This window comes from Myceligenerans cantabricum, assembly GCF_054777735.1.
In genome coordinates this window covers 192,022-203,979 of record NZ_BAAHAJ010000008.1, presented here as the reverse complement: position 1 = coordinate 203,979, position 11,958 = coordinate 192,022, and the positions used below count along the sequence as shown (strand labels likewise).

Here is an 11,958-nt window from a genome sequence, read left to right as displayed (position 1 = left end):
TCAGGCTTCCGCGCCGGCTGCTGCCGCCTCGGATGCCTCGGCGTCGCCCGACGCCTCGTCCTCCTCGGTCACGGCGACCAGCGACAGCTTGCCGCGCGGGTCGATCTCGCCGATCTCGACCTGGACCTTCTGGCCGATGGAGAGCACGTCGTCGACGTTCTCGATCCGCTTGCCACCCACGAGCTTGCGGATCTGGCTGATGTGCAGCAGACCGTCCTTGCCCGGCGACAGCGAGATGAACGCACCGAACGACGTCGTCTTGACCACCGTGCCGACGAACCGCTCGCCCACCTCGGGGACGTGCGGGTTGGCGATCGCGTTGATCGCCGCGCGGGCGGCCTCGGCCGAGGGGCCGTCGACCGCACCGATGTAGACGGTGCCGTCGTCCTCGATCGAGATGTCGGCGCCCGTCTCCTCCTGGATCTGGTTGATCATCTTGCCCTTGGGCCCGATGACCTCACCGATCTTGTCGACCGGGACCGTCACCGCGATGACGCGCGGCGCGTTCGGGGACATCTCGTCCGGCGTGTCGATGGCCTCGGCGATGACGTCGAGGATCGTGAAGCGGGCGTCGCGCGCCTGCCCCAGGGCCGCGGCGAGCACGGAGGCCGGGATGCCGTCCAGCTTGGTGTCGAGCTGGATGGCCGTGACGAACTCGCGCGTGCCGGCGACCTTGAAGTCCATGTCGCCGAACGCGTCCTCGGCACCCAGGATGTCGGTCATCGCCGCGTACCGGGTCTCGCCGTCGACCGTGTCGGACACGAGGCCCATCGCGATGCCGGCGACCGGCGCCTTCAGCGGGACACCGGCGTTGAGCAGCGAGAGCGTGCTCGCGCACACCGAGCCCATCGACGTCGAACCGTTGGACCCGAGCGCCTCGGAGACCTGGCGGATGGCGTACGGGAACTCCTCGCGGCTCGGCAGCACCGGCACGAGCGCACGCTCGGCGAGCGCGCCGTGGCCGATCTCGCGGCGCTTCGGGCTGCCCACGCGGCCGGTCTCACCGGTCGAGTACGGCGGGAAGTTGTAGTTGTGCATGTAACGCTTGCGCGTGACCGGACCGAGCGAGTCGATCTGCTGCTCCAGGCGGAGCATGTTCAGCGTGGTGACGCCCAGGATCTGGGTCTCGCCGCGCTCGAACAGGGCGGAGCCGTGCACGCGCGGCAGCACCTCGACCTCGGCCGACAGGGTACGGATGTCCGCGAGCCCGCGCCCGTCGATGCGGACGCCGTCGGTCAGCACGCGCTGGCGCACGAGCGCCTTCTGCAGCGACCGGTACGCGGCCGACAGCTCCTTGTCACGGCCCTCGAAGGCAGCGCCCTCGGCCGCGAGGTCGGCGACGGGGCCGGCCTTGAGCTCGTCGAGGCGGTTCTCGCGGTCCTGCTTGTCCCCGATGGTGAGCGCCTCGGCCAGCGGCCCGGCGACCGCGGCCTCGACGGCGGCGTACGCGTCGTCCTGGTAGTCCGGGAAGAGCGGGAACTCCCGCGTCTCCTTCGCGGACTGCGCGGCGAGCGCCGACTGCGCGTCGCACAGCGCCTTGATGAACGGCTTGGCCGCCTCGATGCCCTCGGCCACGACCTCTTCGGTCGGCACGGGGGCGCCCTCGTTCTTGATGAGCTTCCACGCGTCGTCGGTGGCCTCGGCCTCGATCATGGCGATCGCGACGTCGTCACCGACCGCGCGGCCGGCCACGACCATGTCGAAGACCGCGCGCTCCTTGTCGGAGTACTTGGGGAACGCGACCCACTGCCCGTCGATCAGCGAGACGCGCACCGCACCTGCCGGGCCGGAGAACGGCAGGCCGGACAGCTGCGTCGAGGCCGACGCCGCGTTCATGGCGAGCACGTCGTACGCGTCGTCCGGGTGCAGCGCCATGACGGTGATGACGATCTGCACCTCGTTGCGCAGCCCCTTGACGAACAGGGGGCGCAGCGGGCGGTCGGTGAGGCGGCAGGTCAGGATCGCCTCGGTCGACGGGCGGCCCTCCCGGCGGAAGAACGAGCCGGGGATACGGCCCGCGGCGTACATCCGCTCCTCGACGTCCACCGTCAGCGGGAAGAAGTCGAACTGGTCCTTGGGGTGCTTCCCGACCGCGGTGGTCGACAGGAGCATCGTCTCGTCGTCGAGGTACGCGGCGACGGATCCGGCGGCCTGCTTGGCCAGCCTGCCCGTCTCGAAGCGGATGGTGCGTGTGCCGAAGCGGCCGTTGTCGATGACGGCCTCGGCGAACTGGATCTCGGGACCCTCCACGGGTTCCCTCCCTTTCTCGAGGTGCGCCGCGTGCCCCCGACGGTCTTCGATCGAGGCCCACCGAATCGCATGTTCGGGGAGCCACTACCGAGGACCGGACGACGAGCCGTCGGCGCGTGTTCTGGTACTTACATCTCACCAGACCAGCCCGGCCCCTGCGAGAGGGACCGGGCTGGTCTCGGAAGCTGGTTCAGCGGCGCAGGCCGAGACGCTCGATGAGCGCCCGGTAGCGGTTCACGTCGATCCGCTGGAGGTAGCCCAGCAGGCGACGACGCTGGCCCACGAGGAGCAGCAGACCACGACGGCTGTGGTGGTCCTGCTTGTGGGACTTGAGGTGTTCGGTGAGGTCCTTGATGCGCTGCGTCAGCAGAGCGATCTGGACCTCCGGGGAGCCGGTGTCGGTCGGCGTCTTCCCGTACTCGGCGACGATCTGCTGCTTCGTGGCGGTGTCGAGCGGCATGGCTCTCCTTCGTGTCGTTGCGCGGTGCTCCCGGACTGATTCACGGGGCGCTCTGGATCCGCGGCCGATCAGACGGCCTTCCTACCTTACCTGCTCTCCGGCCACGGTCGTGGTGCCGTGGGCTGTGACGTTGCTCTTGGTCACCGGGCGGCCGGGCCTGGCGCGCGAGCGGCGCGTTCGGGCACGGAGCCGGCGACGGCGGACAGCACCGCGCGGACCGTCTCCCGCGGGAGCGACACGAGCGGACGGGCGAGCGTCTCGGCCCGGAACCCGCCGTCCGCCGCTGCAGCCCCGGCGATCTCCCGTGCCTCCACCTTGCCCAGCGCGCCCCCGGCCGCCCGGGCGGCCTTGACCAGGGCGTCGCGCCAGGCGTTCCCGAGCTGACGCGAGGCGCCGCCGAGCAGCACACGACGCGCGACGGCGACCGGGTCCGGGGCGTGCCGGCCGGGCTCCCCCGCCTCGTCCGCGACGAGGACCGCGTGCTGCGGGCCGGGCGTGCTGCGGCGGAACGTCAGCGTCCACTTCCCGGCGAGATCGTCGCGCAACGCGTCCTGCGCCGCCTGGCTGGTGATGTCCGGGTGGTTGTTCGGGAGCGCGACCGCGACCCGCCGGGCGTTGACGCCGAGCAGCACGCGGTAGAGCCAGGAGCCCGGGTCGTCCGAGAGGTCGGCCGCGAGCGCCGACGTCCTCGCGTTCGTGAGCGAGGCCTGGGCGGTCCCGTCGAGGAGCGACTCCAGCGACAGCTCGGTGACACTCCCGTGGGGTGCCTCGCCGCTGGACGCCTCGGCGCCGGGGGCGTCGCCGCGGCGGAGGTCGCCGTCGGGGCCGCCGCCGCACGGCAGGAGCGCCGTCGCGGCGACGGGGATCCCGTCCCTTCCGCGGGCGGCCGCCAGGACGGCGTCGTGCACGGGGCCGCTCCCCCGCCCCGTGCCCGCCTCGACGGACTGGGTGCCGTGGGTGTAGATGTTCACGGCGCTGCTGGTGACGCGGTCGAGCGACCTCCAGGTGCGGGCCGTGGGGCGGCACACGTACAGGTCGCTCGCGCTGCCCACGGCCTGCGCGCCGGTGTAGCGGTTGAAGTGCGGCAGGATCGCCTCGTACACGAGCGAGAGGTCGCCGATCGCCTGCTGCACAGTGAACCCGAGCCCGGGGTGGTGGGTGCCGTAGCCGTATGCCAGGAGCAGGCGCCCGTTCTCGCGGTCGCGGAGTCCTTGCAGGCCGCGGGCGAGGAACAGGCGGACGCCGTCGGGGGTGTAGGGCGGGTCGGTGAAGACGAGGTCGGCGGTGCCGCGGGCGGCGTCGGGGAGCCCGGCCCGGAAGTCGCCGTAGGCCGTCTCGATGTTCAGCCCGCGCTCCGCGGCCACCGTGCCGACGTAGGCGAGCAGATCCTCGTCGACGTCGACGACGACGGCGCGCGCGGCCGGGTTGCGCAGGCAGGTGACGATCGACGTGAGGTCGTGGTCGCCGGCGCACAGGAGGGTCGCGCCGGCCAGGTCGTAGGTCCCGTCCATCCAGAGGGCGCGGCGCACGGCGGTCTCCGGCGTCGCGGGCACGTGGTCGAGGGCCCTCCTCGGGCGGGGGGCGGCGGCGACGATCTGCTCCATGTCGCGCAGCAGCCCGGCCGCGGCCGGGAGCCGGTCGTCGCCCGGCAGCCCGAGACCGGTGGCCGCGAGCTGCGCGGTGCCGGCCAGCTCGCGGTAGTCCGCCGTGCTCTCCGGGCGGATCCGCAGGACGTCGTCCTCGGCGAGCAGGTCTGCCCCGAGGGCGGCGACGACCTGTTCCACGAGCCGTCGCGGCAGCGCGGTGACCCGCACGAGGTCGGCGAGGGTGGCACCGTCGACCAGCATCGCGAGCGCCTCCCGGTGCCCGCGCGCGTACGCCCCGAAGGTCTCCACGAGCTCCCGCACCCGGTCGATCGGGAACCGGTCCTCGACGGGTTCCCCGGGGCCGCCGGCAGGAGGGTGCGATGCCATACGCGCAACCTACGTCAGACGCGCACCGACCACCGACCACCGGCGGCCAGCTCTCGTGCGGTACGGGTTCGGCGTCACGCGCGGTCCGGCGGCGAGGCTCCACGACCAGGAGATCACCCACCGTGCAGTCGAGGGCGTCGCCCCCTCCCGGCAACCACACCCACACCTTCGGTCAGGGTTCAACAGGGAATCGAATCCATTCGAACCGCCCTGAAAGGTCCGCGAGCCCCTACTGAACCAAAATCAGCGGGCGGTGGCCCCGCGGAGCGGGGGCAGTGGGAGGAGGTCAGTGGGAGGAGGTCAGTGGGAGGAGGTCAGGGCTGCTCGGGCGATCTGGAGGGCTTCCTCCGGGGTCAGGCCCAGGGCGTGGGTCGTCTCCGCGTAGGTCTGCGCTGCCGCCCGGGCCGACTCCAGGCGGCGGTTGCCGCCCGGGCTGACGAACGTCCCCGCCCGGCCCCGGGTCTCCACGAGGCGCGCCGCCTCCAGCTCCCGATAGGCCCGGGCCACGGTGTTCACGGCGATCCCGAGGTCCGCGGCCAGCGCCCGGACCGTCGGCAACCGCGTGCCGACGGCCAGGGTTCCGTCGGCCATCTGCTGGGCGAGCTTCGTCCGCACCTGCTCGAACGGAGGCACGGAGGAATCGGCGTCGATGGTGATCACAGCCCCACGATGCCAGGCGAGCCCGGGACCATGACCCCGACTCGCGGGCGACGGCGCCGGGTGCGGTTCCGCACCCGGCGCCGTCGCCCGCCGGACCTGCCAGCAGCCGCCTACCGACCTCTGCAGCGACCCGCGCCAGCCGCCACCCGCCAACCCGGGGAGAGCCCCACGCCAACCGCCACCCGCGAATCCGAGGAGAGCCCTGGCATCAACCGTCACCCACCAGCCCCTGCGGCAGCCCCGGGTCAGCTCGCGCCGTCGTGCCCCGCCGCGCCGTGGCGGCGGAACTCCGGCTCGCCGTACTCCGAGACGCCCACCGGGTGAACGCCCGCGAACCGCAGGAGGTCGACGATCGTGGTGATCGGGCGGCCGTCGTCGAGACGCACCCCGGAGGCCGGGCTCCACGGGGCGCCTCCGTGGCGGCGGGTGTACGCGTCGTCGTCGACCTGGAGCAGGTACACGAACGTCTCCGCCAGGACGCGGCTGCCGACGTCGCCCAGGAAGTTGCCGTTGCCCTGGACGTCGGCCTCCTTGAGGACGTAGTACCACAGGGGCGTCGCACCGAGCTCGTCCAGCGCGGCGGCCACCTCGGGCGTGGCGCCCCGGCGCAGCTCGGCGTGCGTCAGGGGCGTGACGCCCAGCGCGGCGGCCGCGGCCTCGCCCGTCGGGACGGCGTGCTGGTATCCCCGCAGCAGGTTGCGTTGCGCGAGATGCTTGAGCAGGCCCCGGATCCTGTCCGGGAGGCCGTTGCCCTCGTTGCGGAGGTTCGCCAGCCCGTCGGCGACGAACGGGTCGAGCCGGCGCGACATGTGGTCCGGGTTCGGGTCCCCGTGGTCGGTGAGCCGGGTCCAGTCGACGGCGAACTGGGCCGGCAGCGCCGTGCCCGGAGCGGAAGGGTCGGCGGACAGACCGCCTCCGCCGGTCATCGTGAACAGCTGCCCGAGCGTCGCGGGGCCGCTCGGGGCGCCGGTGCTGAAGTTGACGTTCAGCTCGTTGGTCTCGCGCACCAGGGAGTGCCCGAACCGGAACGCCGCCGCCGCGAACTCCACGGGCATCGCCACGCGGCGCGCCGGGTGGAACAGCCGGGCGCCGTCGGCGAGCACGGCGTCGAGGACGCCGGGCTTGGTGAGGGTCCGCAGGAAGTCGTGCACGAGCAGCCACTGGTAGTGGTGCCGCACCAGCTCCCGCGCCTCGGTGAACAGGTCGCGCGGACGGCGGGCGAGGCGGGGGCGGTGCTCGGCCAGCCAGTCCACGACCGCGTTGTGGAACCGGATCATGGCGACGTGGAACTGCGCGACGAGCATGTTCTCGTCGTTCCGCGCGTCGGGGACGATCGCGTGGCCGTCCGCGTCGCGCGGCAGGTCGCGCTGCTGGTCCCCGGCGGGCGCCACCGGTGTGAAGCCCTCGCCGAGGTCGCCGAGCCGGCCGAGCCGCAGCTTGGCCGAGCCCGGGACGTAGGCCGCCTCGCTCCGGGTGCCGCCGTGGTCCTTCTCGCCGGGGAAGCGAGGGCCTGAGCCGTACAGGCTGTCGAGGTCGAGCAGCGGACGGCGGGCGTTGCGCAGGCGCCGGCGCACCTCGCCGGGCGAGAAGACCTCGAACGGGTCGTCGACGATGTCGCCGAGCGGCGGGGGACCGTCGTGACCGGCGCCGGGGTGCCTGCCGGGCCCGCGGTACGCCTCCTGCGGCTCGCCCGTCTCGGCCGCGCCGTCCGCGGCAGCCTCGTCCGCGGCAGCCTCCGCGCCGGCCAGGAACAGCGTGACGTCGTGGTCGACGAACTGGCCCCAGTACGTGTACACGACCGGGATCGTGGACTCCCGCGGGCCTGGGTCGGCCGACTCGACCATGCCCGCGCCGAGGCGCTGGAGCGCCTCCTTGGTGGCCTCCGGGTCGAGGGCCGGAAGGTGGGCCAGCGGGTAGTCGCGCGCCGTCGCGGCCAGCAGGTAGTCGAACGGCGTCGTCGCGTCGAACCTGCCGGTGCGCAGGTCCTGCCGCACCGCCTGCTCCGTGCGCGGCAGCAGCGTGGCACGGCTCGTGGCCGGATCGGCCTGGTCGGCGGGGCTGCCCGCGGGGAGGAACATGCCGCCGTGCCCGATCCTGCCTACCGTGCGGCCTCCGGGTGTCTCGGCCAGGTCCACCTGCTCGTGCGGGACGTGACCGGTCTCTCCCTGGCGGGGTGCCACGATGGTGCGTTCCATAGATCCTCCTCGGATGGGGTGCTCACCAAGGAAGACGCCGGGCAGGAGGGTTCTGGTACAGACCTGGCCGACACTTCGCCCAGGAGTGAAACGTCTCCGCTACGGCGCGAGGATCTTCCGCGCCCGGGCGGCGTCGTCGTGCATCTGCACGACGAGCGGCTGCATCCCCTCGAACCGGATCGTGGGCCGCAGGTGCTCGGTGAACTCCAGCACGACGCGCTCGTCGTACAGGTCCAGGTCGTCGCGGTCGAGCACGTAGGCCTCGACGCGCCGCTCCACGCCGTCGAACGTCGGGTTCGTCCCCACGGAGATCGCGGCCGGCAGGACGCGGTCCGGGTCCGACGGCGCCCGTTCGGCGAGCTCGGGCCGACGCAGCCAACCGGCGTAGACGCCGTCGGCCGGCACCGTCCCGACGATCTCGCCCAGGTTGGCGGTCGGGAATCCCAGCTCCCGGCCGCGCGCGTCGCCGTGCACCACGATCCCTCGCACGCGGTGCGCGCGCCCCAGGATCTCCGACGCCGCGACGACGTCGCCCTCGCTGAGCGCCGCCCGCACCGCCGTCGACGACCAGCGGTGATGATCGTCGCCGCCGACGTCCTCGATCGCCACCACCTCGAACCCGTGCTCGCCACCGAGCTCCACCATGGTCGCGAGCGTCCCGGCGTTCTGCTTGCCGAACCGCACGTCGTGCCCGACGACGACGGTCTGTGCCCCCAGCCCGTCCACGAGGTACTTCCCGACGAACTCCTGTGGCGTCTGCGCCGCGAAGTCCAGCGTGTAGGTGACCACCAGGACGCCGTCGAGGCCCGTCGCGGCCATCAGGTCCAGCCGGTCCTCGACGCTCGTGATCAGCTCGGGCGCGGTCTCGGGGCGGTGCACCGCCGCGGGGTGCGGGTCGAAGGTGACCGCCACCGCGCGGGCGTCGTCGGCCCGCGCCAGCGAGACGATCCGGCCGAGCACGGCCTGGTGGCCGCGGTGGACGCCGTCGAAGTTGCCGATCGTCACCACGGACGGGCCGAAACCCGCGGGAACCTGGTCCAGGTCGGTCCACACCTGCACGCGGAGTACTCCTTCAGCGCCGGAAGGGTCGCGCGGCCCCCTGGCCGCGACGTTCGCGGCGGAGATGCCGCGCTGGTCCAGCGTGCCACGCCACGCCCCGGAACGCGGAATCGGGCACGACGGGCGGCCGCCGCACGCCGACGCCTCGCACCGAGGGGCCGCGCGGCCTCCCGGGGCACCCTCGCCCGCGCGGCCTACGCCACCTTGGCCGGCTGCTTGACCGCGTAGACGAACCCCGTGAGGCGGTACTCGCCGAGGGACTGGCGGACGGTGAGGTCCAGGATGCGCAGGAAGTTGCCGAACTCGGTCTCGGTCATCGTGGAGCCGATGAGCTGGATGTGCCGGTCGCCGACCGGGCGCCACCCAACCTGGCCGGGGTCCACCGGTTCGACGACGTCGTCGGTGAGCACCGCCGGGTACCGGGTACGCACGACGATCCGCCCCTGGAGGGCCACCAGCGTCAGGTAGGTCTCCTGGAACGCTATCCCCAGCTCCGTGTTCTCCGGCCACCAGGGCAGCGCGGAGACGATGGCCTGCAACAGCTCGAGACTGCTCTCGGTCCCCTCCTTGTCGCCCTCCACGATGTCGACGCTGGCTTCCCGCCCGATGAAGGCGGGTAGCGCTGCGACCACCGCCCCGATGTCGTCACGCCCTGCTGTTATGCGTACCCCCACAACCCCCAAAGGTACCAATGCGACATGTCACACAGGAAGTCTGGAAGTGATTGACATCCGCACGGATTTGCTGCTCGGCATGCCTTGACAGATCCCCCGGGCCGCGCAGTCGGCTTCGAGGACCCGTGGGCCAACGCGGTCCGGCTCAGCGTGGCTCCGGCGCCGGGCGGCGTCTCGTGAGCGACCCTGGACCTCGGACCAGCACGACGCCCGACACCCGACCACCCAGGAGGACACCGCGATGAGCGACCAGGACCAGCCAGCCGTCACCGTGCGCCACAACCCGGGAAAGAGTCGCTTCGACGTGTTCGTCGACGACACCCACGCCGGGTTCTCCCAGTACCGGGATCTCGATGAGCAGCCGGCGCGGCAGCGCATCTTCCACCACACCGTGGTGTTCGACGCGTTCGAGGGCCACGGTGTGGCCGGCGCCCTCACTCGCACCGCGCTGCGCACCAGCATCCAGACGGGGCACCGCATCGTCGCCGTCTGCCCCTACGTCAAGACGTGGCTGTCCACGCACCACGACTTCGACGACGCCACCGACCCCGCCGGCCCGGAGCACCTCCGCACGCCGGGCTGAACCACGCGTGAGCGAGCGCCGGATCCCTTCACCCGGGAGTCCCCGCGGTGTCGATGAGGGTCTCGGCAGCGGCGCGCGCCTGGCGCGCGGCGTCGGGGGTGCCCGTGATGGCCGCGGTGGCCTGTGCGCCCTCGGCGAGGATCGCGAGCTGGGGCGCCAGCTCCCCCGGGGCCCCGAGCTCGTCGACGAGGCCCGCCACGTAGGCCTGGAACCCGGCCTTCTGCTCGCGCACGGCGCCGGCCACGGCGGCCGAGCTCGCACCCAGCTCACCGTGGGTGTTGATGAAGGCACACCCGCGGAAGTCCGGTTGCCGGAACCAGCCGTCGAGGAAGTCGAAGATCGCCAGGACGCGCTCGCGCGCCGTCGTGGCGCGCTCGGCGGCCGAGGCCAGGCCCGCGTCCCAGACCGCGGTGCGGTGCCGCAGCACGGCGACGACCAGCTCCTCCTTGGAGGCGAACAGCGCATAGATGCGCTTGAGCGACACCCCCGCCGCGGCCCGCACCGCGTCCATGCCCACAGCCTGCACACCGCGTGCGTAGAACAGCTCGTCCGCGGCCCGCACGACGCTCTCCCGTGCGGTCTTCTCGTCGATCATCATGCCCTCTCCTGTCGCTGGCCGAACGCTGCCAGCTCCGCCGACTTGCGCGGAGAACGTTCGTTCTCTACGATAGCAGCCAAGCAGAGAACGATCGTTCTCCGCGGATCAGGAACGTCGGAGGAACCGGATCATGGGACACATCAGCGTCGGCACCGAGAACAGCACCACCACGGAGATCTACTACGAGGACCACGGCTCGGGGCAGCCGGTCGTCCTCATCCACGGCTACCCGCTGGACGGCAACAGCTGGGAGCTGCAGTCACGCGAGCTGATCGCGGCCGGCTACCGGGTCATCACCTACGACCGGCGCGGCTTCGGCCAGTCGAGCAAGGTCGGCACCGGCTACGACTACGACACGTTCGCGGCCGACCTGAGCGTCCTGCTGGAGACCCTCGACCTGCACGACGTCATCCTGGTCGGCTTCTCCATGGGTACCGGCGAGCTGGCGCGCTACGTGAAGAACCACGGCCACGAGCGCGTCGCGAAGCTTGCCTTCCTCGCCTCCCTGGAGCCGTTCCTCCTGGCGACCGACGACAACCCGACCGGCGTGCCGCAGTCCGTCTTCGACGACATCGTGAAGGCCGCCCGCGACGACCGGTACGCCTGGTACACCCAGTTCTTCAGCAACTTCTACAACCTCGAGGAGACCCTCGGCTCGCGGATCAGCCAGGAGACGGTCACCGCCAGCTGGAACACCGCCACGCGCAGCGCGCCGGTGGCCGCCTACTCGGTGGTGCCCACCTGGATCGAGGACTTCCGGGACGACGTCGCCGCCGTGCGTGCCTCGGGCAAGCCCGCCCTGATCCTGCACGGGACCGCGGACAACATCCTGCCCATCGACGCCACCGGCCGCCCGTTCCACGCGGCGCTCCCCGAGGCGGACTACGTCGAGATCGACGGCGCCCCGCACGGCCTGCTGTGGACCCACGCCGCCGAGGTCAACGAAGCGCTCCTGGGCTTCGTCCAGGCCTGAGGCCGCGCTCGCCCCGCACGTCCCGCCGGACCCGCGAGGGCGGCCGGCGCGGGCAGCGGGCGAGGGCCCCGGCCGGGAGCGCCGGGGCCCTCGCCCGCGCCGGACCTACGGGTGCGTGTCCGCGATCCCGATGACCTCGTCGAGGCGGTGCAGGGCAGCCTGCAGGCCGTCGATCCTCGCCTGGATGCGATCGCGCTCGGTGCGCAGCATGGCGCGCTGCTCGGCGTCGGTGTGCCCGGAGTCCCAGCACGGAAGGAGCTCCGCGATCCTCCGGCTGGTCAGACCGGCGGCGTACATCTCCTGAAAGAAGCGCACCATCGTGACGGCGCCCTGCGGGTAGAGGCGCTGGCCGGACGGGCTGCGCTCCGCGGTGAGCAGCCCCTGCTGCTCGTAGTAGCGCACGGCGCGCACCGAGACCCCGGCACCCCGCGCCACCTCGCCGATGCGGATCAGGCCCTCGGCCGTGGTCTGCGGGACGGTCATGTGACTCCTCTCACCCCGGTGATGCCGACCAGCACTTGCCTCTGACGTCA

11 protein-coding genes are annotated in these 11,958 nt (G+C 72.4%); 2 read left to right on the top strand and 9 right to left on the bottom strand.

Annotated features, from left to right (window positions below):
* The 7 genes from ACYU96_RS08125 to ACYU96_RS08095 all read right to left on the bottom strand — a co-directional run bounded on the left by ACYU96_RS08125 (position 1) and on the right by ACYU96_RS08095 (position 9,229).
* Positions 1-2,250 carry a polyribonucleotide nucleotidyltransferase gene (locus ACYU96_RS08125; RefSeq protein ID WP_460751397.1) on the bottom strand — a complete coding sequence of 750 codons (2,250 nt, stop codon included), beginning with the start codon at positions 2,248-2,250 and terminating at the stop codon, positions 1-3.
* A 190-nt stretch (positions 2,251-2,440) separates the two neighbouring features.
* Positions 2,441-2,710, bottom strand: a complete 270-nt coding sequence (rpsO, locus tag ACYU96_RS08120; RefSeq protein ID WP_460751394.1) for a 30S ribosomal protein S15 — start codon at positions 2,708-2,710, stop codon at positions 2,441-2,443.
* A gap of 140 nt (positions 2,711-2,850) precedes the next feature.
* A complete protein-coding gene (locus ACYU96_RS08115) occupies positions 2,851-4,683 on the bottom strand; it encodes a bis-aminopropyl spermidine synthase family protein (RefSeq protein WP_460751392.1) in 1,833 nt (610 codons plus the stop codon).
* A 300-nt stretch (positions 4,684-4,983) separates the two neighbouring features.
* Positions 4,984-5,343, bottom strand: a complete 360-nt coding sequence (locus ACYU96_RS08110) for a GntR family transcriptional regulator (protein WP_460751389.1) — start codon at positions 5,341-5,343, stop codon at positions 4,984-4,986.
* 245 nt (positions 5,344-5,588) lie between these two features.
* Complete coding sequence (locus ACYU96_RS08105; protein WP_460751387.1) at positions 5,589-7,538, bottom strand: peroxidase family protein; 1,950 nt, start codon at positions 7,536-7,538, stop codon at positions 5,589-5,591.
* A 99-nt stretch (positions 7,539-7,637) separates the two neighbouring features.
* Entirely contained in the window at positions 7,638-8,597 is a 960-nt protein-coding gene (locus ACYU96_RS08100; RefSeq protein WP_460751384.1) for a bifunctional riboflavin kinase/FAD synthetase, read from the bottom strand.
* A 194-nt stretch (positions 8,598-8,791) separates the two neighbouring features.
* Positions 8,792-9,229: a hypothetical protein gene (locus ACYU96_RS08095; protein WP_460751381.1), complete on the bottom strand. Its 438-nt coding sequence runs from the start codon at positions 9,227-9,229 to the stop codon at positions 8,792-8,794.
* A 283-nt stretch (positions 9,230-9,512) separates the two neighbouring features.
* Here ACYU96_RS08095 and ACYU96_RS08090 point away from each other — a divergent pair, with 283 nt between their 5' ends.
* A complete protein-coding gene (locus ACYU96_RS08090) occupies positions 9,513-9,854 on the top strand; it encodes a GNAT family N-acetyltransferase (RefSeq protein ID WP_460751379.1) in 342 nt (113 codons plus the stop codon).
* Between the two features lie 28 nt (positions 9,855-9,882).
* On the opposite strand, the gene ACYU96_RS08085 is transcribed toward ACYU96_RS08090, so the two are convergent.
* Positions 9,883-10,449 (bottom strand): TetR/AcrR family transcriptional regulator, encoded by a 567-nt coding sequence (locus ACYU96_RS08085; protein ID WP_460751958.1) that lies wholly within the window; start codon positions 10,447-10,449, stop codon positions 9,883-9,885.
* 133 nt (positions 10,450-10,582) lie between these two features.
* Between ACYU96_RS08085 and ACYU96_RS08080 the strand changes: the two genes are divergently transcribed.
* Positions 10,583-11,425, top strand: coding sequence for an alpha/beta fold hydrolase (locus ACYU96_RS08080; protein ID WP_460751376.1), 843 nt, complete (start codon positions 10,583-10,585; stop codon positions 11,423-11,425).
* Positions 11,426-11,530: 105 nt separating this feature from the next.
* Here ACYU96_RS08080 and ACYU96_RS08075 read toward each other — a convergent pair whose 3' ends face one another.
* On the bottom strand, positions 11,531-11,908 hold the full coding sequence (locus ACYU96_RS08075) for a MerR family DNA-binding transcriptional regulator (protein ID WP_460751373.1): 378 nt from the start codon (positions 11,906-11,908) through the stop codon (positions 11,531-11,533).
* Between the last annotated feature and the right edge of the window lie 50 nt (positions 11,909-11,958).

Coding starts and splice junctions, on each gene's coding strand:
- rpsO (WP_460751394.1), bottom strand. CDS start 2,710: ATGCCGCTCGACACCGCCACGAAGCAGCAGATCGTCGCCGAGTACGGG.
- ACYU96_RS08115 (WP_460751392.1), bottom strand. CDS start 4,683: ATGGCATCGCACCCTCCTGCCGGCGGCCCCGGGGAACCCGTCGAGGAC.
- ACYU96_RS08105 (WP_460751387.1), bottom strand. CDS start 7,538: ATGGAACGCACCATCGTGGCACCCCGCCAGGGAGAGACCGGTCACGTC.
- ACYU96_RS08090 (WP_460751379.1), top strand. CDS start 9,513: ATGAGCGACCAGGACCAGCCAGCCGTCACCGTGCGCCACAACCCGGGA.
- ACYU96_RS08085 (WP_460751958.1), bottom strand. CDS start 10,449: ATGATCGACGAGAAGACCGCACGGGAGAGCGTCGTGCGGGCCGCGGAC.
- ACYU96_RS08080 (WP_460751376.1), top strand. CDS start 10,583: ATGGGACACATCAGCGTCGGCACCGAGAACAGCACCACCACGGAGATC.
- ACYU96_RS08075 (WP_460751373.1), bottom strand. CDS start 11,908: ATGACCGTCCCGCAGACCACGGCCGAGGGCCTGATCCGCATCGGCGAG.